At 47.8% G+C, this 19,582-nt stretch carries 16 protein-coding genes; 5 read left to right on the top strand and 11 right to left on the bottom strand.

Going from position 1 to position 19,582, the window contains the following annotated elements; translation table 11 throughout:
• Window positions 1-7 precede the first annotated feature (7 nt).
• The 8 genes from NCCP2331_RS05080 to lplA form a co-directional block, all read right to left on the bottom strand.
• Entirely contained in the window at window positions 8-1,978 is a 1,971-nt protein-coding gene (locus NCCP2331_RS05080) for a S9 family peptidase (protein ID WP_251669024.1), read from the bottom strand.
• Window positions 1,979-2,266: 288 nt separating this feature from the next.
• Window positions 2,267-3,955, bottom strand: coding sequence for a methyl-accepting chemotaxis protein (locus NCCP2331_RS05085; protein WP_251669098.1), 1,689 nt, complete (start codon window positions 3,953-3,955; stop codon window positions 2,267-2,269).
• 210 nt (window positions 3,956-4,165) lie between these two features.
• The gene (locus NCCP2331_RS05090) at window positions 4,166-5,719 is read right to left on the bottom strand and encodes a fatty acid--CoA ligase family protein (RefSeq protein WP_251669026.1); all 1,554 of its coding nucleotides are present in this window, start codon (window positions 5,717-5,719) and stop codon (window positions 4,166-4,168) included.
• Between the two features lie 847 nt (window positions 5,720-6,566).
• Window positions 6,567-8,501, bottom strand: coding sequence for an FtsX-like permease family protein (locus NCCP2331_RS05095; RefSeq protein WP_251669028.1), 1,935 nt, complete (start codon window positions 8,499-8,501; stop codon window positions 6,567-6,569).
• Window positions 8,473-9,264: an ABC transporter ATP-binding protein gene (locus NCCP2331_RS05100; protein WP_251669030.1), complete on the bottom strand. Its 792-nt coding sequence runs from the start codon at window positions 9,262-9,264 to the stop codon at window positions 8,473-8,475. Before NCCP2331_RS05100 ends, NCCP2331_RS05095 begins: the two co-directional genes overlap by 29 nt.
• Entirely contained in the window at window positions 9,248-10,267 is a 1,020-nt protein-coding gene (locus tag NCCP2331_RS05105; RefSeq protein WP_251669032.1) for a sensor histidine kinase, read from the bottom strand. The genes NCCP2331_RS05100 and NCCP2331_RS05105 overlap by 17 nt, the downstream gene beginning before the upstream one ends.
• Window positions 10,267-10,965, bottom strand: coding sequence for a response regulator transcription factor (locus NCCP2331_RS05110; protein WP_153722679.1), 699 nt, complete (start codon window positions 10,963-10,965; stop codon window positions 10,267-10,269). Before NCCP2331_RS05110 ends, NCCP2331_RS05105 begins: the two co-directional genes overlap by 1 nt.
• A 114-nt stretch (window positions 10,966-11,079) precedes the next feature.
• A complete protein-coding gene (gene lplA, locus NCCP2331_RS05115; RefSeq protein ID WP_251669034.1) occupies window positions 11,080-12,072 on the bottom strand; it encodes a lipoate--protein ligase in 993 nt (330 codons plus the stop codon).
• A gap of 209 nt (window positions 12,073-12,281) precedes the next feature.
• Between lplA and yhfH the strand changes: the two genes are divergently transcribed.
• Complete coding sequence (gene yhfH, locus NCCP2331_RS05120; protein WP_153722681.1) at window positions 12,282-12,407, top strand: protein YhfH; 126 nt, start codon at window positions 12,282-12,284, stop codon at window positions 12,405-12,407.
• Between the two features lie 446 nt (window positions 12,408-12,853).
• Here yhfH and hemY read toward each other — a convergent pair whose 3' ends face one another.
• From hemY to hemE, 3 genes are read right to left on the bottom strand one after another with little or no spacing between them, the layout of a single operon-like run.
• The gene (hemY, locus tag NCCP2331_RS05125) at window positions 12,854-14,272 is read right to left on the bottom strand and encodes a protoporphyrinogen oxidase (protein WP_251669036.1); all 1,419 of its coding nucleotides are present in this window, start codon (window positions 14,270-14,272) and stop codon (window positions 12,854-12,856) included.
• Window positions 14,273-14,300: 28 nt separating this feature from the next.
• On the bottom strand, window positions 14,301-15,236 hold the full coding sequence (gene hemH / locus NCCP2331_RS05130) for a ferrochelatase (RefSeq protein WP_251669038.1): 936 nt from the start codon (window positions 15,234-15,236) through the stop codon (window positions 14,301-14,303).
• 24 nt (window positions 15,237-15,260) lie between these two features.
• On the bottom strand, window positions 15,261-16,304 hold the full coding sequence (gene hemE, locus NCCP2331_RS05135; RefSeq protein ID WP_251669040.1) for a uroporphyrinogen decarboxylase: 1,044 nt from the start codon (window positions 16,302-16,304) through the stop codon (window positions 15,261-15,263).
• Between the two features lie 297 nt (window positions 16,305-16,601).
• On the opposite strand from hemE, the gene NCCP2331_RS05140 reads away from it, so the two are divergent.
• The 4 genes from NCCP2331_RS05140 (at window position 16,602) to NCCP2331_RS05155 (ending at window position 19,577) form a co-directional block, all read left to right on the top strand.
• A complete protein-coding gene (locus NCCP2331_RS05140) occupies window positions 16,602-17,111 on the top strand; it encodes an antibiotic biosynthesis monooxygenase family protein (protein ID WP_251669042.1) in 510 nt (169 codons plus the stop codon).
• 153 nt (window positions 17,112-17,264) lie between these two features.
• Complete coding sequence (locus tag NCCP2331_RS05145) at window positions 17,265-18,428, top strand: M20 family metallopeptidase (protein ID WP_251669044.1); 1,164 nt, start codon at window positions 17,265-17,267, stop codon at window positions 18,426-18,428.
• Window positions 18,429-18,745: 317 nt separating this feature from the next.
• Window positions 18,746-19,177 carry a MarR family winged helix-turn-helix transcriptional regulator gene (locus NCCP2331_RS05150; RefSeq protein WP_153722687.1) on the top strand — a complete coding sequence of 144 codons (432 nt, stop codon included), beginning with the start codon at window positions 18,746-18,748 and terminating at the stop codon, window positions 19,175-19,177.
• Entirely contained in the window at window positions 19,167-19,577 is a 411-nt protein-coding gene (locus tag NCCP2331_RS05155) for a rhodanese-like domain-containing protein (protein ID WP_228551096.1), read from the top strand. Before NCCP2331_RS05150 ends, NCCP2331_RS05155 begins: the two co-directional genes overlap by 11 nt.
• Window positions 19,578-19,582 lie beyond the last annotated feature (5 nt).

Below are 19,582 nucleotides of genomic sequence, written 5' to 3' on the forward strand. Positions count from 1 at the left end.
TCTTACCTCAAAGATAACGTTCGAACCACCCAATAATTTCTTCTAGTCTGGCAACACGTAAATTCGGTTTGCCGGTCCTTGACAAATTATGGTCGGATTCAGGAAAACGGACGAATTCCGTCTCTTTGCCTAAACTTTTCAGTGTGATATACAACTGCTCCGCCTGCTCGATCGGACAGCGGAAATCCTTTTCCGAATGAAGAATCAATAAAGGCGTTTCGATATTCCCCGCATATTTCAGCGGCGAATGTTTCCATAACTTTTCGGGATCGTTCATATCTGCATCGAGCTGCCAGTCCGTGAAAAAATAACCGATGTCCGACACGCCGAAAAAGCTGATCCAGTTGCTGATGGACCGCTGAGTGACCGCTGCTTTAAAGCGATTTGTGCGACCGACAATCCAGTTCGTCATGAAGCCGCCGTAACTGCCGCCCGCCACGCCGAGCCGAGTTCCATCGATCCACGTTTCATTCGCAAGGACTGCGTCCACGCCAGCCATCAAATCCTCATAATCACCGCCGCCATAGTCGCCGCGCACGCCGTCGACATGAGCCTGGCTGTAGCCGTGGCTGCCGCGGGGATTCATGTACAGTACGCCGTAACCGCTGCCGGCGAGCACCTGCAGTTCATGATAATACGTATGGCCGAACATCACATGCGGACCGCCGTGGATTTCGAGGATCAGCGGATATTGTTTGCCTTCCTCATAGTCTGCCGGTTTCAGCAGCCATCCATGCACGTCCTCGCCCTTATTCGTAAACTGCATCGCTTGCGGCTCAACAGGCTGTACTTTTTTCAGCCAATTTTCATTGAATGAAGTCAGCACTTGCCGTTCACCCGTCGCAATGGTCTGTTTATACAATTCACCCGGATTCATCGCCGTGCTGACCGTAATCAGCGCGAATTCACCGTTCGCCGCCACGTCATAACCATGCACATGCTCGTCTTCGCCCGTCGCCGGGTACATGGCCCCGTCCAGAGTTGCCGCGTATAACCGCACATCCCCCATGACAGATAACTGGAAATAAAGCTGCTCGTCATCGGTCCAGACCACACCCGGCGCAGATGCCAGCTGCAAATGGTCGGCTGCCGCATGATCCCCGACCGGTGCATCGATTCCCGCCGTCAAGTTCATCGTGCTGCCGTTTGATTGGTCATAAATGAAGACATCCGGCTGTGTAAAGTTTTTATATGTCAGATCGCTGCCGACGTACGCAATATACCGGTCATCTTTTGAGAAATGGACATCGCCGAAAAAACCTTGCTCGTCGACTAGCAGCGTCTCTTCCCTGCTTTCCATATCCACGATCAGCAGCGGCAAACTGAAATCATAATCAGCATTTTCATTCCGGTTGACGCTGATCACTAGCTGTCTGCCGTCATGTGACACCGCTTCTAATGAATGGTCAAATGGCGCCGTGGTGAAATTCGACACACTGTTCGTTGCGATATCAATGAAGCCAATCTGCGAAAACTCTTCTTGCGGCAAAAGACCCGTGCCGTCTGTTTTATAGTTCATTTTCGTCACACGGACAGGCTGCGGCAGTTCGCCTTTTTCTTCTCCTGTTGAAGCAAATGTCTCGCCCGTCTTCACGCGGCCGCTGAACCAGATTTTCTGTCCGCAAGGCGACCATTCGAATGAATCGACGCCATTTTTGCAATCAGTCAGCTGCCTCGCTTCCCCGCCCGCGGCCTGCATGACGTACAGCTGATTTTTCTCCGTACGATCGGAAAGAAACGCGAGCATCTTGCCGTCCGCAGACCATTTCGGCGCACTCACTTGCTGCTTGCCGAATGTCCACTGCGTCACGTCATTCGTCTGCAAATCGATATGGTGGATTGCGGAACGATAGTCATTATATTCCTTATTCACTTCCGTCACGATGAACACGGCTTCCTTATTGTTCGGGGCGAGCACAGGACTCGTCACCGATTTCGTTTCGAATAAATCCTCCAGTATTACGGACCGTTTTTCCATTCCATCACTCCTGCATTTATATGAGGTTTTATCTACAGTATACGCTTCTAAACCATAACAAGTTTACGCGGTGTTTGGCAATTAAGAGCGTGCGCAAAAGCCCGGGAAGCCATGATTCCCGGGCTGACTCTGTACTTTTTTGCCGGATGATCATTGAACTCCCCGGCGTTATCATTACATCTGCACGTGTGATCATACTCACCTGATGTCCGCTCATAGCCCCCCTGCGCGTGATCATAACACCGGGCCAAGTGATCATCCCCCTCCATCAAACGCTCATTCATCCAATTAAATCTTAAACACCGCAATCATTTTCTGCAGTTTTTCCGCCATATCACTCAGCACATTCGACGTATGCGACATTTCCGCCATCGACGCATTCTGCTCTTCAGCCGCCGCCACGATATCCTGCGCGCTGTCTTCCATTTTCTCCGACATATGCGCCGCGTCATCCGACAAGGCTTTCACCTGCTGAATCGCCTGATGAATTTCTTCACTCAGGCTCGCGATTTCAACAGACTGCTGCGAAACTTCCCGGATTTGATTCGAAATTTGACGGAAGTTGTCTCCAGACTCATTAATAATCGTGATGCCGTCCTGCACAAATGCGGAAGACGTATCCATCGCGTTCATGGCGCCGCCGACTTCGCGCTGAATTTCTCCGATTAAAAGTGTGATATCTTCCGCTGCTTTTCCGGAGCTCGATGCAAGGTTCCGCACTTCATCGGCCACGACCGCAAACCCTTTGCCATGCTCTCCTGCCCGCGCGGCCTCGATTGCCGCGTTCAATGCCAGAAGATTCGTCTGCTCTGCAATGCCCGTGATCAGCGCGACGATTTTGCCGATTTCCGCCGATTTATTCTGCAATGAATGAACGGCCTGCCCTGTCTGCTCTGTCGACTGCTGGATGTCATCCATCTTTTGAACGGTAGAATCCATCATTTCCATTCCACGCTGCGTGATATCTGCCGTTTCAATCGACAACGCGGAAACCCGCTGGATGCTGTGGACGGTCTGCCCGATATTTGCAGCGATTTCATCTACAATCTGACTGCTCTTCTTCGCGTCATTCATTTGCTCGGTTGCATTATGCGAGACGTCGATGATCGAATCGGTGATCTGATCGGACGCCGCAGACGTTTGATTGGCACTTTCCGCAAACTGAATCGAGTTCTCAGCCAATGTTTCCACATGCCTATGCAGATCCGTAACCAATGAATGCAGACTTTTCGTCATATCATTGAAATGCACTGTCAGTTTCCCAATTTCATCATCCGACTGCACTTGGACTGCGGGAACCGTCAAATCCCCTTGCGCCATCAGTGCCACCTGATCCGACAGCTGAACAATCGGCGTTTTAATGGTCCGCAGCAAATAGCGGATCCCGACTAATGAAATAAGTATAGCCAGCAACGTGCCGGCAAGCAATATCCAAATCAGCGTTGTGTAAAGCTGATCGCCCTGCTGTTCGATTGACTGCAGTTCTTTTTCGTGCAGCGTTGCGAGTTCGGCAAGCTGTTCTTCGATGGACGAAATTGTCAAAATGGCATCATAAGACTGCACGACCGCTTCGTCTTCATTCCCCGTATTGCTCAGACGCAAAATTTCTTCAATTTGACTGTAGAATATGCCCCACTCTTCTTCCACCGGCTGAAATAACGCATTTTCAGCAGGCGCCATCAAAAGCTGATCGTAGATTTGCAGTTCCTCTTCAATTTCTACGCGCTCCGCTACAATATCTTCCGAGTACTTCTTTTTGAATTCTTCTTTTTCGGATAAAATATGCCGCTGCGCTTGTGCCATCACTTGCTGGACCTGCAAATTTAGTTGCGCGATCTGCTGCTCTTTCGGCAATATTTCTTTATTAATTATCGTCGTATTCTGATTTAATTTATAGGTACTGAATATTCCTGTCGCACTCATTCCCAGAATCAGTATCATCATTAACGTGAAAATCACGATAAATTTCTTCTGCACATTCAACGCCATCATCCCCTTGCTAGCTTTTTCTCTTTACTATCGGTTATTTTGCACGAAATTACAAGATACGACAGAACAAAAAAAGAGCGGGTGCACATCAAACAGGCACTCGCTCTTTTGCATATGGAAAATAGACGTTTCGTGCAGTTTAAACACGCTGCGGCGCTGGGGGATTGCCTTGCGCTATGAGCCTATTGGAGAAAAGCCTTAATGTTTCACCTGATCTTTCAATGAACGGCGAAGAATTTTCCCTGTCGTATTTTTCGGCAATTCATCAAGGAATTCAATGGACTTCGGCACCTTGTACTTCACCAGACGCTTCGCACAGAATGCCTGCAACGATTCTTCTGTCGCCTCTGAACCTTCTTTCAGCACAACATAAGCCTGTACCTCTTCACCAAAGTTCACATCCGGCACGCCTATAACGGCCGCTTCGATAATATCGCGGTGGCTGAACAATACCTCTTCCACTTCACGCGGATACACATTGAAGCCCCCTACGATGACCATATCTTTTTTGCGGTCCACGATATAAAAGTAACCGTTTTCATCGCGCCGTGCAAGATCGCCTGTGTACAGCCAGCCGTCACGGATTGCGACCGCCGTTTCTTCCGGCAGCTTATAATAGCCCTTCATGACGTTTGGTCCGCGGACAATCAATTCGCCGACTTCATTGTCAGCAACTTCCTCGCCGTTTTCATCGACGACTCTGTTTTCAACATTCATGATATTCATTCCGATGGATCCCGGTACACGGTCACGGTCCAGCGGGTTGAAGCATGTAACCGGCGACGCTTCCGATAATCCATAGCCTTCAGAAACGCGGACTTGGAATTTTTCTTCAAACTCATGAAGCAATGAAACGGGCAGTGAGGATCCCCCGGAAATCGACAGTCGAATCGTTTCGAAGTCTTCCGTTTTGCCCTCTGGGTACTGATACAGGAAATTGTACATGGTTGGCACGCCGGCAAAGACCGTCGCTTTCTGCTCGCGGATCAATTGGAAGATTTCCCCCGGGCTGAAACGCGGCTCAAGTAAAATGGTTGCACCTTTCACTAACGGTGCGTTCGCTACTACTGTCAATGCGAATACGTGGAATAAAGGCAGAGTCGCAACAATTTTATCACTTTCATCGAATCCCAGATAGTTACCGACGTCACGCGCATTAGAGTAAATGTTCTTGTGTGTCAGCATTGCGCCTTTCGGATGTCCGGTAGTTCCCGATGTGTATAGAATGATAGCGGTTTCATCTTCGTCAGCTTCAAACATCTCTGTCAAAGGAGTTGCATTTTTCATCAGCAATGTAAACGGTTTCACTTTTGTCTTAACGGAATCGGGCAGTGCTTGAATTTTCTCGCCTGCATCCGGGCTCATTTCGCAGACTATATAGTGTTCAATGGTCGGGAACGCCTGGCTTGCCACTTCTACCAGCGGCAATAGCTGATCGATCGCAATGACAGCTTTGGCATCACTGTTTTCCAGAATGAAGGAGATTTCATCAGGTGTATACAGCGGATTAATCGGCACAGCAGTCGCTCCGATGCGCATGGTTGCGTAAAGGGAGATTAGGTAATGAGGCGTGTTTCCTAATAAAAAGGCCACTTTGTCCCCTTCATTGACTCCTAAGTTTTTCAGTGAGGAAGCAAACATCGAAACTTGCATGTCGAATTCTGCATAAGTCGTGTCTTTGCCCATGAAGTGATAGGCGGCTTTATCGGGTTTTGTCTGGGCTGTCTGGTGTACGCTAGTAACTAAATTCATCGTTTCATCTCCTATGTAATGAATGAGTAACCATTCAGTATTTCATTCATTATACTGATAAAACAATCGTGGCGCAACCGAATACTGAAAGTTTTGTAGTTTTGGTGTCGGATTATATTGAATTAAGGGAATTGAGTGCGTAGTTAATAGATTGCTTTGCAGAAAGGTACCGTTCCCCTTCGCTGCAGGCGGACGCTTTCCGCTTCGGTACACTGGTTGATGTTTCAATACTTTTTATGTGAGTAAGTGGTAGGAGCATAATGTCTGAGACTATTACGATAGGTAAGGTTTTTCATTCAATACTTAGTATTCTGCAAAAGCGAAGATTCTTGTGATCAATACATTTGCTTAATCGTGAAACAAAAACCATGCCAACTAAATTCACACTCTGCAATAAAGCAACATGGCATACACTCCCAACACTAGCGTAGGCGCAACTGCGGGGTCGGCCGTTGCCATGAGACAACTGGCACGCTCTTCGCCAGCTGGCTCATGGCGTAAGGCAATCCCCCAGCGCCGAAGCGAGTTTAAACTGCAAATTCACACCCCATTCCAATCTCCCGCAAAGTCGAGCAACGAGAACCACACCCACAAAACTCGCACTCTGAGAAAATGCAACATGGCATACACTCCCAATACCAGCGTAGGCGCAACTGCGGGGTCGGCCGTTGCCATGAGACAACTGGCACGCTCTTCGCCAGCTGGCTCATGGCGTAAGGCAATCCCCCAGCGCCGAAGCGGGTTTAAACTACAAATTTACACCCCATTCAAACTACCTGCCAAGTCGAGCAACGAGAACCCAGCAGCCTACTCCATTACAGCTTTCATTGACGAAAAAAACACCCACTTAAGAAGTAGGTGCCTTGATATGTGAAATATAGCGCCAGCGGATGAGGTAGAAGTAGAGCACCTGCATCAGCGCAAAGCCCGCCAGCACCAATGTTAACTCCTTCACTATCGAAATCTCCGCCAGCGCCTCCCAGATCACCTGCAGTGACAGGAAGGCGAAAACGCTATGGATGAACGACACGCCCCACGGAAAGAAAAACTGGGGGATCAACTGGCGGTTGACGATCTTCTTGAACTCGCGGTCCGTCATGCCGATTCGCTGCAGCACCGCATACTGCCTGCGGTCGTGGCTGAGTGACGTGTACAGCCGGAAATAGATAAAGCTGCCGGATGCGAGGAAAAATACGCCCGCCAGCAACAGTCCAATGAACAGCAGCAGCGAGAACGTCATCCGGATATGAGAATAATTCAACCCCGGATTCTCAAACTCAAAACGCACCGGGTCCCGGTCATCCAGCATCAGCCCCGCCAGCACCTGGGCATTGATCGACAATCCGATATCTTTCGTCTTCTGCCATTCATTCACATTGAATGCGTAATACGTAAAGGATAAAGCCGAGCCTTTCGTCTGCTCTTCCACCCGGTCAAAATCCAGATGATTGAGCACGATGGTGTTGAGTCCCATCGCGTTGGGCGGGAATAATTTATACGGATATACGCCTTCGACATCGAGCAGCAGATTGCTTTCCGCAAGCTTTGTACTGACGGTGGTATTCGACAGCTGCCCGGCAGCGGATGCACTCGCCGGCAGGAACATCGCATGCCCCTGCTCCAGCTGAAGCGGTTGCTGGCCGAATGAAGCGGCGAGCTCATTAAGATCCGCCAGCCGTACGATATTGACGCTGTTCTGCGTATAGGAAGACTGCTGTTCGAGAACCCGGAAACGCACAGCAAAGTAATCCAAATTTTCCTGCTCCAGTTCACTTGTCAGCTGCGCGATATGGCGGTGTTCAAATTCATTATGCGGCAGACTTTTGTATACTAGCCCGAGCGGATTCACTTCCCTGTACTGAGAGGCGAATGACGTCAAGGAAGCCAGGATTCCGACGGACATAAAAGCAATCGTCGAGACAATCGTGACAATGAAAAACATCCGCGCATTTTCTTTCAGACGCACGATGCTTTCTGAGATGGAAATCATCCAGAAATCACGCCAGAAAATATTCTTGCGGCTGCGCAGCGTATGTAAAATGAGCGGCAGTGTATCTGTAAAGAAGAAGTACGTGCCAAACGTAATGAGCGGCGGCAACAGGAAAAACAGGCTCAGGATGCTCGAGCGTGAAACGAAAGCGGCCATCGCATAAGCCAGCACCAGCAAAATCACGCCGAAAATGCCGCGGCTTTTTGAATACGCATAAACCGACTGGACTGCCGTATCACCGTGCAACAGATCGGAAATTTTCCCCTGCTGAATGAATACCGGCGCAATATAGGAAATGATGGCGAACAAACTGAGGAACGCCCCCATCGTCAGTCCAAATGGTTTCCACGATAAATAGAGGGGCAGCACCGGAATCTGCACAATCGCTTTCACAATCATGAAAAAGAATTTCGAGAACATAAAGCCAATGAAAATTCCCGTTAAAATCGAAGCGAAACCGAGAAGCATGGTCTCAATGAAAATGAGCCGGTGTAGCTGCCGTTTCGCCATGCCGAGCAATAACAGTACCCCGAACTCTTTCGATCGCGCCTGCAGAAAGGCCCGCATCGAATAGAACAGGAAAAACAGCGTGAAGATGAACAGGACTAATTCGGCAATTCCCATTCCAAGTGCTGAAATTTCTTTCAAAAACGTATTTTCAATCGACGGGTGGAACAGCAGCATCGAATACAGGAAAAACACCATGACCGAAAACACACTGGCCATGAAAAATGCTGCGTACACCCGCCGGTTCCGGACGACATTACGGTAAGCGAACTGACGAAAAGTCATTTACATTGCCTCCAAGTAATGACAGCACATTCAGAATGCGCTGGAAAAAAGTCTGACGGCGTTCGTCTTTATAAATTTCATTGAAAAATTCGCCGTCTTTGATGAACAGCACACGGTCGCAATAACTTGCGGCGATCGGATCATGTGTCACCATGATGATTGTCGTTTTTTCATGCTGATTAATATGTTCAAGCAGCTCGAGCACGTCTTTTGCCGATTTCGAATCCAGGTTTCCTGTCGGCTCATCCGCCAGGACAATGCTCGGCTGGTGAATCAGCGCGCGTCCAATTGCAGTGCGCTGCGCCTGTCCGCCAGATAATTCATCCGGACGGCGCTCCAAAATGTCTTCCAGACGCAGTTTGCGCGCCATATCCTCTACTTTCGCTTTCATTTCATTAACCGGCAGACCGTCGAGCGTCAGCGGCAGCACTAAGTTTTCCTCCACTGTCAGCATTTGCAGCAAATTGATTTCCTGAAAAACAAAGCCGATCTGGCGCCTTCTGAACAGCGCAATTTCATTTTGACTGAGTGTTTCGGGTTCGACGCCGCCAATGAGGATTCTGCCGTACGTCGGAATATCCGTCGCCATCAGCAAATTCAGCAACGTCGTCTTGCCGCTCCCGGAAGGTCCCATAATCGCGACAAATTCGCCTTCCTGCACGTCGAAATCCAGTTGATTCAGCGCGCGGTGCATCACTTTGCCTTCGTAAATTTTCGTGACTTCCTCCATCTTAACGACCGGTTTCCTAGTTTGACCGTTCATTCGGCTGTTCACCCGCCTCTCCGTCTGTAAATAATAGGGCCACCGTCGTGCCTTCCCCCTGCTTCGATGAGATCGTCAGTTCATGGCCTAAACGCTGACAGACTTCTGACGCAATATAAAGACCCATCCCGGTAGATTCACCGGACAGCCGGCCATTTTCTCCCGTGAAGAACGCCTTCGTCACCCGGTGCAGATCGGACGCGGGAATGCCTATTCCTTCATCCGTAATCTCGAGCAGCAGGCCGTCCGTTCGCTGATTGGCCGTTACATAGATTTTCTTGCCTTTTTCAAACGTATATTTTACCGCATTTGTGATGAATTGATTGAGCATGAATTTGATCCATTTATGATCGGTCGCGACCGTCAGCTGCTCGTCTACATTCAGTACTGGAAATAAACCGTTCGCAATGAACAGCCGCTTATTTTCATTCAGCATTTCCTGCAATAAAGTCCTTAACGGCAGTCGCTCGATCTGCATATCGTCCTCAAACGTTTCAAGCCGTGCATTCACCAGGACGATTTCGAGACCCGAACGGATCCTTTCGACTTCCTGCCCAACACTTTTCTTGTCCACTTCCTCTTCCTGCAGCAGCAAATTAATGACCGAAATCGGCGTTTTCATTTGATGCACCCACTGATTCACGAAATGCAAGTGGCGGTGCTGAACATTATACAGATTCTGGACTTCATGCTGATACAGGCGGTACAATTCGCGCGTGAATTCCGTCGTCTTACGGTTTTCCGGCGTCAGTACATGCCGGATGAGCGCATCTTCCATCTTCTGCGGCTTGTCTACAATTGCTGCATAGAACGACCGCCGCATAATAAATTTTCCCGTCAAATAAAAAGCGGTCAGCAGCATACTCATCGCCACTGAATAAATGGCGGTGTTCGGATTCCTAAAACCATCCAGCCAGAACAGCAGCAAAATGAACAGTACCAGTCCTACCTGAAACAGCATGAACGGGACATGTTCTTTAACGAACAGCATAACCGCTTTCATTACGCTTCAGACTCCGGTACAAATCGATAGCCTGCGCCGCGGACTGTTTCAATCCACGAGCTCACATCGTAATCCGACAGTTTTTTGCGCACCCGCGCCATATTGACGTTGAGGGTGTTTTCATCGACAAACGACTGGTCATCCCATAATTCTTCCAGCAGCCGCTCCCGCGAAACCACTTTCGGCGACTCGCCCATCAATAATTCCAGAATGACACATTCCTTTTTCTGCAGCGGAATCTCTTCGTCGCCCTTTTGCAGCGCCATCCGCTCTATGTATAATGTCAAATCACCGGACACAATGATTCGTTCCGATTGATTCGGCGAATATTCCCCCACCGACCGCCGCAAATGACTTTTAATTTTAGCCAGCACAATTTCATAATGAAACGGTTTCGTAATGAAGTCATCTCCGCCATTTTCCAGCGCAAATACCTGATCCATATCACCCGACCGCGCCGAAATGAAAATGATCGGACACATCGTATGCTGCCGAAGCTGGCGGCACCAGTAGTAGCCGTCGTAAATCGGCAGGTTAATATCGAGCAGCACCAAATGCGGATTATACGCTGTGACTTCCTCCACCACTCTATCGAAATCTTCTATAATGGCCACTTCATACTGATATTTCTCGAGCGTCCCCGCCAGCAGCTGTGCAATTTTCTGATCATCTTCCACAATAAAAATCCGATGTTTCACCGCAATCCCCCACTTTCCTGTTGCTATAAGTATAGCGTATTTAGCCGTCCGGATAAATTCAGACCCTTACTCGAAAAAAGCGCATGCCCCGAAAGACACGCGCTCCTGTTCTCCTTAATAAATCAAACCGACAAACTCGTCCAGCTGAATACCGCCTAAAATCTTCTCGACATCCATTGATTCCAGAGCTTCTGTAATCGCCTGACGTTCGTACTTCACGCCAATTAATTTCTGTTCAATCTCCTTCACTTCCCCGACGCCGAAAAAGTCACCGTAAATATGCATATTTTCAATGATTCCTTTTTCCACATGCAAACGCACATCGATGCCGCCGACAGGAAAACGTTTCGACTGCTGGACATTGAATTTCGGTGAGCGTCCGTAATTCCAGTCCCAGTTGCCATAGCGTTCCGCCGATAGCTCATTAATTTTATTCCAGTCTTCATCCGTCAGTTCACGGTATTCAATATGTTCTTCGCCGTCGAACATCGAGTTGAGGATTTCCTGTCTGAACTGCTCAATTGAAATCGGCTCTTCCAAGAACTCCGAAATATTCGCTACACGGCTGCGGATGGACTTAATGCCCTTTGACTCAATTTTATCTTTCTTCACTTTCAGCGAGTTGACGACGCCTTCCATGTCTGTATCAAACAGCAAAGTTCCATGACTGAACATCCGGCCGCCCGTTGCAAACTGTGCATTGCCGGAAATTTTCCGGCCGTCGATCAGAATATCATTGCGCCCCTGCAATTCCGCTTTAACGCCCATTTTCGCCAGCGCATCTGTTACAGGCTCCGTAAACTTCTTGAAATTACGGAAGGACTCGCCGTCGTCTTTCGTAATAAAACTGAAATTCAGGTTGCCGTGGTCATGGTACACCGCCCCGCCGCCGGACAGCCTGCGCACCACATGGATTCCTTCGCTGTCCACAAACTCTGTATTGATTTCTTCAATTGTGTTCTGATTCTTGCCGATAATGATGGACGGTTCGTTGATATAGAACAGCAAGTACGAATCCTTGTCCACATCCATCGTCTGCAGCACATATTCCTCAATCGCCAGGTTAATCCGCGGATCTGTGATACCTTTATTATCGATAAACTTCATATTTACACACTCCTCACAATTTTGTCACATTTATTTTTAATGAATTCTCACAATTCAGAACTTCTAAAACCTCACTGAAGCGCGTCACGAAAGGCCTGAATCCAGTTTAACAGAAATTTATGGCGAGTGTTGACTTTTACACCCTGTTATAATACACTATGAATATAGCAAGGAGTTATACAACAACAACCAAAGGGGATGTATATATTATGGTAGAAAGTATTGTAGAGTTTTTCAGAAACTTGCCGGCGAAGGTTTGTGTAACATGTGGAAACGACATCGAAGAGCAGCACGAGTGCTACTCTAATCACTGTGATCACTGCAACGTAAAATAAATAAAACTTTCATTCGGCGGATATTTCGATATTCGCTTTTTTTTATGCCTAAAATTAACGTCTGCGCGGAAAAACTGTGCACTGCCGCGCGAATCATTCATTCAACCGCACCTAAAAGCCGCTGCCGCGAACCAAAGGCTGCGTTTGCCGCGCGTTACCGGCGTCATCGCGCGCCATTCACCCCGTTCTGCGAGCCAATCCGCTGGTCCACCGCACATTTAGCACAGGCTATGATCACCTGCGGGGCAGCATGATCACAGCGCCGGCGTCCATGATCACTCCGCAGACCCCAATGAGCGCACGGCCACTCTGTATGATCATTCTAGCACGGACTATGATCACCTGACACAATCCAATGATCATCCGGCCAAAAAACCAGAAAATGTCCAAACAAAAAAGGCTGTCCGGCAAGTCATCATTCAATGACTTGCCGGACAGCCTGGTTCTTATTCAGTAAAAAGCTGCGACAGTACATTCTCCATCGCCTCGACTCCCTGATCGATACAATCCGGCAAGCCGACGCCGTCATAAGACGCCCCCGCCAGCTGTACCATCGGGAACTGCGTCTGAAGTTCCTGCCGTGCGCGAATTATTTTCTCTTTATGTCCGACCCGATACTGGGGCCGGTCATCTTTCCAGCGTGTGATCACACAGAATTCCGGCTGTCCTTCCAGGTCAAGAATTTGGCGCAGATCCTCCAAGACAATTTTCTCGATTTCGCTGTCCGGCAAATCAACGATCGCTTCTTCCCCGAGGCGTCCGACAAACGCGCGGATTAATACTTTATCATCCGGCGTTGTAGTCGGCCATTTGCGGTCAACGAGTGTGCACGCGGTAATCGAATAATTACTGCTGCGCGGCACAAGGAATCCCGTGCCGTCTATTTCACGTTTCATTGCTACCTTTGGAAAACCGAGTGCTACCGTGGCGACAGAAGTCGTCGGGATCGTACCGAGTTCCTTCAATAAACCGTACGGCTCGAATAGCTGACTCGCAACGGAATGACTCGTGGCTAAAATGACGGCGTCCGCTTCCAGCTGCTGCTGATCGCTCATCTTCAAAATGGCCCGGCCGTCTTGCTTGTCCAGCTTCGTCACACGTGTGCCTTTCAAAATTTCCACATCAGCCAGCTGTTCTTCAAGCGCCTCTACTACCGATTCCAGTCCATTTCGGAACGTATGGAACGCCCCGGCCTTTTTGGAACTGTGGCTGTTTTTTTGCGGCAGCTGCTTAGGTGTTGTTTTTTTCATGCCTACAATCAGGCTTCGATGCTTTTTTTCCACTTCATAGAATTGCGGGAATGTCGATTCGAGGCTCATTTGATCGATGTCGCCGGCGTAAACTCCCGACAGCAGCGGCTCAATGAGATTTTCCACTACTTCTGTCCCGAAGCGGCGGCGAAAAAAGTGGCCCAGCGACTGATCGCCCGTCACTTCAGACCTTGGCAGCACAAAATCCCCTGCCGCACGCAGTTTGCCCGTCAGACTGAACAGCCCCGACGTAATGAAAGGTTTGATTTCTGTCGGTATGCCCATTACCGCCCCTGCAGGAATCGGATGCATTTCATCCTGCAGTAAAATATAGGCCTGCCCTGTCGCATTTCGCACGAGCTGATCAGCAATGCCAAGATCCTCCGCCAGCTGATCAACACTTTTCTTACGGATCAGAAAGGAGTCGGGACCGCGTTCGATAATATAGCCGTCTCGACGGACTGTCTGGATTTTCCCGCCCAGTTCAGTTGACGCTTCAATCAAGGTAATATCAAGAGAATATCCTTGTTCTTCAGCTGCCTTCTGCATATAATAAGCCGCTGAGAGTCCTGTAATGCCTCCACCGATGATGACTGCTTTTTTTCGTTCACTCATGTCCTCCGTCACTCCGATCCTGCTGCATTTAATTCGCTTCGTTCAATTTATCGAGCACCGCATCCGCCATCGCATCTACGAATAAAGCATCCGTATTCGGCATGGCCGGTCTGTGATACGCTGCGCCGATTTCATCACAAACTATTTTACATTCGTAATCATTGTCATACAGCACTTCCAAGTGGTCCGACACGAAACCAACCGGTGTGTAGACAAATGATTGATAGCCTTTTGTTTCGAATAATTCACGCGTCAAATCCTGTACATCAGGCCCGAGCCAAGGTTCGCCCGTTTGCCCTTCACTCTGCCAGCCGAGCGCGTATGTTTTTACGCCTGCTGCCTCTGTAATCATTTCTGCTGTTTCTTTCAGCTGGTCGGCATATGGATCGCCGTTCGCCAAAATCTTTTCGGGCAGTGAGTGCGCTGATACAATCAAGCATGTATTTTCGCGTTCCGCTTCGTCCATCGCATCATAAGTCTGGCGCAGCTGATTCGCCCAGTACTCAATAAATTTCGGCTGCTTATACCAGCTTTCCACTGATGTCAGACGAATCCCGTGCTTGTCCGCTTCTTCTTTCGCGCGGCCATTATAGGATTTCACAGAGAATGTGGAGAAATGAGGTGCCAGAACAATCGACACAGCTTCTTCGATTCCGTCATTGTGCATTTTCTGGACTGCATCTTCAATGAACGGTGCAATATGCTTCAAGCCGATATACACATGGAACTCGATATCGCTTTGCACTTCATTCAAATGACTGCCAAGCGCATTCGCCTGATCTTCCGTAATGCGTGCCAGCGGAGATATCCCGCCGATTGCTTCATAACGGCTGCGTAAATCTTCCAGTTGTTCAGGTGCCGGCGGACGGCCTCTGCGGATATGCGTATAGTAAGATTCTATGTCTTCATATGAATTCGGTGTGCCGTAAGCCATTACAAGTAAGCCCATTTTCTTCTTTGTCATCTGTATCACCTCAAAAATTTGATTTTATTTTGCCCGCAATTGCGCACTGTACTCATGAACGAAAGCTGTCAGCCGCTTCAGTGTTGCCGGATTCACTTCCGGGAATACCCCGTGCCCCAAGTTAAAGATATGGCTGCCGTGTTCGACGCCTTGCTCCACGATGATTTTCGCGCGCTCTTCAATCACCGGCCAGTCTGCAAGCAGCATAGACGGATCCAAGTTTCCTTGAAGCGTCTTTGTCAATCCGCGTTCCCCTGCTTCTTTAACCGATAAACGCCAGTCCAGTCCCACCACATCAACAGGCAGATCATGCCATTCATTCGCCAGATGGCTTGCGCCTACACCGAATGTAATCAAAGGAACGTGTAATTTGCGAAGCTCAGTGAAGATTTTCGTCATCGTCGGCTTAATGAAAATCCGGTAGTCCGAGACGTTGAGCGCTCCCACCCACGAATCAAAGATTTGTACCGCTTTGGCTCCCGCCGCCACTTGCGCCTGGATATACGTAATCGTCATATCCGCAAGTTTATCCATCAATGCAAACCAGGCTTCAGGTTTAGATACCATGAAAGATTTCGTCAGGTTATAGCTTTTCGACGGTCCGCCTTCAATCATATAGCTCGCAAGCGTGAACGGAGCGCCCGCAAAACCGATCAGCGGCACATTCAGCTGCTCCTGTGTAAGAAGTTTGATCGTGTCCAATACATACGGCACTTGCTCTTCCGCAGAAAACTCTCCCAGATTTTCGATATCCTGAGCAGAGCGGATCGGATTCGAGATGACAGGTCCCACGCCTGATTTAATCTTTACATCCACACCGATTCCCACTAATGGCGTCACAATATCTTTATACAGAATGGCTGCATCGACATCATACTGATCCACCGGCAGCTTCGTTACGTACGCACATAACTCAGGCTGATGTGTGATTTCCTCTAAGGAGTACTTTTCTTTGATTTTACGATATTCCGGCTGCGAACGTCCCGCCTGGCGCATGAACCATACCGGAGTATGCTCAATCTTTTCTCCTCTGGCAGCACGAAGCAATGTATCATTAAACGCTGTCATATTCACCGAACCCTCTTTCCGTTATTTTACGTTATTCAATCAGTAAATTATTATCCGTTAATCATCATAAACCGTTGACAAGTCAATGTATAGCGAATTGCCCCTTTGTCATAATTTTGTGCTTACCGCGAGCGGCACTTCGTCATTTTTTAGACAATCATTCTTCGATAACAGACTCACTCCGTGTTTGATTTGAAGTATTTAGGGGAATTAATTACTATATACAATACATAACAGGACAGATATCTTCACGCATATGCTCACAACACTGTTACTAGTCAAAGGAGGAAATGATTTATGTATATTTATATGACAACCGGAACGATGGATTTTATGGAAAAAGTACGGGACCAGTACGTTGATGAATCTATTATCTTAATGAATGGAGGCGGCAGCACGCTTCTGCTGCATGAAACAAACGGCAAGTCTGTTTTCCAGACGCCGAGAAAATATGAAGTCGTCGGAACCGCAGGAGATCTTACGCACGACGGCTATTTTGCAATGGATAATGTCGCAGTCACTGATGAAGGGAAACCGATTTTTGAGCATACGTACAAAATGACCGGCGATCAATTAGTAAACATGCCCGGTTTCCAGGCTTTCAGACTGCTGCGTCCGATCGGTTCAGATACGTATATTGTTCTGACGGAGTGGAGCGACAAACGTCATTACGACCTCTGGCACAATTCACCCGGCTATCAGCTTTCCAATCCCGGTGATTTCAAAGATCAAGGCGGCGCTGCGCTGCATATTTTCACAAGTGCTCCCTACACCGCCACCTATACTACACCGACTGATGAAATTTGAATGAAAGCAGCGAAGAGATTTGACACATACGCGTCAAGTCTCTTTTTTGTGCTGTCTGAATCTTTCAATTCCTTGGTTTGCTTGCCTTCCGCCTCCTTGCTATAATGAACACTATACAGACTGGACCAATCGGCAAGAGAAAGGAGAATGATCATGAAAGAACTGCTGTTTGAGAAACTAGAAAAATCCTACGGTGATATGGTGGAAATTCGCCGCTATTTGCATATGAACCCAGAGGTTTCGTTCAAAGAAGAAAAGACTGCTGCCTATCTGGCGGATTTTTATAATAAATTGGGCATTGAGGTGCGCACAGGCGTGGGCGGCAATGGACTGATCGCGAAAGTGAAAGGCGGGAAGCCCGGCAAAACGGTCGCGCTGCGTGCAGATTTCGATGCACTGCCGATTCAGGATCAAAAAGAAACATCCTACGCTTCTCAAGTGCCCGGTGTGATGCATGCCTGCGGACATGACGGACATACTGCGGCCCTTCTGCAGCTGGCGAAGGCCATGCATGAAATGCGGGAAGATCTTTCAGGCGAATATGTTTTTATTCATCAGCATGCAGAAGAACTTGCTCCGGGCGGCGCTGTCTCCATGATAGAAGACGGCTGTCTTGACGGCGTCGACGTGATTTTCGGCACCCATTTATGGTCGCTGTACGAGTCGGGCGTCATTTATTATGCTTCGGGTCCGGTCATGGCTGCACCTGACAAATTCCATATTACAATCCAGGGGGCCGGCGGGCACGGTGCTGCTCCTCATCAAACAAAAGATGCCATCGTTATCGGCGCACAGTTAATCATGAACCTGCAGCAGATTGTTTCAAGGCGTGTGGATCCAATTGAATCCGCCGTGCTTTCGGTCGGCTCATTCATTTCAGACAATGCCTTTAACGTCATTGCGGATCAGGCGGTAATGACGGGAACGGTCCGGACATTCACGCCGGAACTCCGGGATCTGATGGAAGAGGAAATTCACCGGGTTGTACAAGGCACGGCTGTCTTGAATAATTGTGAAATTACAGTCGACTACTCCCGCGGCTATCCTGCAGTCGTCAATCACGAAAAAGAGACAGAGTTTCTTAAATCTGTGGCAGAAACGATTCCCGGCCTGCGCGGCGTAGAAGAAATGAAGCCGCAGATGGGCGGAGAAGATTTTTCGTACTATCTGGAAAAAGTTCCGGGAACCTTCTTCTTTACAGGTGCAAAACCTGAAAATGCCTATCCTCATCACCATCCGCGTTTTGATTTTGATGAAACAGCGATGCTTGCTGCTGCGAAAACGCTCGGTGCCGCGGCGATTGAATTCCAGTCGTAAACTGATGCTGTCTGCCTTTTAATAAGGGCAGGCAGTTTTTTTCGGTTAAATATATAGAATAACTACTACACGCGACCGATATTGTGTTAACTATATCTTTGCGTATCATACCGACAATCACACCTATTTATTTAAGTAAACTTTTTCACCAACTGAAACTGCTAATTATATTTCTTCATTGTTGCAGCCCTCCCTATAATCATGCAGGAACTCACTACATTATTTTTATTTTAAGAACAAAAGGCTTGAAATAAAATTATTGATCAGCTAAACTGATTATATAATCGACTGACTATCGTTGGAGGTGAATATTAATTTTGGAGAAATGGAACCAATCATATGGCTTTTTACTTGGAAAGGTTGTTCAGCAGTTGGAAACCAAGTTCGCTGAAGGACTTGCTGCATATGGTATTAACTCTAGACAATATGGAGTACTTCTATTTATCGAAGGAAATCCTTACTCATCACAAAAAGACATTTCTGAAAAACTGCAAATTGATCGGACGACAATGGTAAGTCATATCGATCATTTAGAAAACTCAGGATTCGTGGAGAGGACAAGGAATCCTAATGATAGAAGGTCCTATAGCCTTTTGCTTACATCAAAAGGTAATGATGTATTAGAATCACGTTGGGAGTTTTTACTCAATACGGAACTAGAAGTTTTAGCGCCTTTAAATCATCAGGAAAGAAAACTGCTAAAGGATATGCTTGTTAAAATTTGGAGTACATTACAAAATGGGAGGTAACAAATTTATGCACGCGCTTGATTATTTTAATGCACGTTTGGAAGCAACAATTAGCCCTATGGATTATTTAAAATCAACACAAATGAATCCAGATAAATACTTTTTGATTGATGTTAGAAATGGCCCAATTCACGTTAGAAGTTTAACAATTAAGGATGCTAATGTTATCCCTCAACAAGAGTTGCAATATCGTTTACATGAAATACCAAAAGAAAAGGAAATTATTGTTTACTGTTGGGATGTCTGGTGTAACACTGCAGCCAAAGTTGCAAAGTTTTTATTAGAAGATGGATATAGAGTGAAAGAGTTGACTGGTGGGATTGCAGCATGGAAAGAAATGAACTTCCCTGTTTCAGACTCTTCTCAAGGCGTCAACATTTCTGATAGTTGTGGGTGTTAACTCTG

The organism is Sporosarcina sp. NCCP-2331, from assembly GCF_023707945.1.
GTDB classification, from domain to species: Bacteria; Bacillota; Bacilli; order Bacillales_A; family Planococcaceae; genus Sporosarcina; species Sporosarcina cascadiensis.

Coding starts and splice junctions, on each gene's coding strand:
- NCCP2331_RS05080 (WP_251669024.1), bottom strand. CDS start 1,978: ATGGAAAAACGGTCCGTAATACTGGAGGATTTATTCGAAACGAAATCG.
- NCCP2331_RS05090 (WP_251669026.1), bottom strand. CDS start 5,719: ATGAATTTAGTTACTAGCGTACACCAGACAGCCCAGACAAAACCCGAT.
- NCCP2331_RS05095 (WP_251669028.1), bottom strand. CDS start 8,501: ATGACTTTTCGTCAGTTCGCTTACCGTAATGTCGTCCGGAACCGGCGG.
- NCCP2331_RS05100 (WP_251669030.1), bottom strand. CDS start 9,264: ATGAACGGTCAAACTAGGAAACCGGTCGTTAAGATGGAGGAAGTCACG.
- NCCP2331_RS05105 (WP_251669032.1), bottom strand. CDS start 10,267: ATGAAAGCGGTTATGCTGTTCGTTAAAGAACATGTCCCGTTCATGCTG.
- lplA (WP_251669034.1), bottom strand. CDS start 12,072: ATGAAGTTTATCGATAATAAAGGTATCACAGATCCGCGGATTAACCTG.
- yhfH (WP_153722681.1), top strand. CDS start 12,282: ATGGTAGAAAGTATTGTAGAGTTTTTCAGAAACTTGCCGGCGAAGGTT.
- hemY (WP_251669036.1), bottom strand. CDS start 14,272: ATGAGTGAACGAAAAAAAGCAGTCATCATCGGTGGAGGCATTACAGGA.
- hemH (WP_251669038.1), bottom strand. CDS start 15,236: ATGACAAAGAAGAAAATGGGCTTACTTGTAATGGCTTACGGCACACCG.
- hemE (WP_251669040.1), bottom strand. CDS start 16,304: ATGACAGCGTTTAATGATACATTGCTTCGTGCTGCCAGAGGAGAAAAG.
- NCCP2331_RS05140 (WP_251669042.1), top strand. CDS start 16,602: ATGTATATTTATATGACAACCGGAACGATGGATTTTATGGAAAAAGTA.
- NCCP2331_RS05145 (WP_251669044.1), top strand. CDS start 17,265: ATGAAAGAACTGCTGTTTGAGAAACTAGAAAAATCCTACGGTGATATG.
- NCCP2331_RS05155 (WP_228551096.1), top strand. CDS start 19,167: ATGGGAGGTAACAAATTTATGCACGCGCTTGATTATTTTAATGCACGT.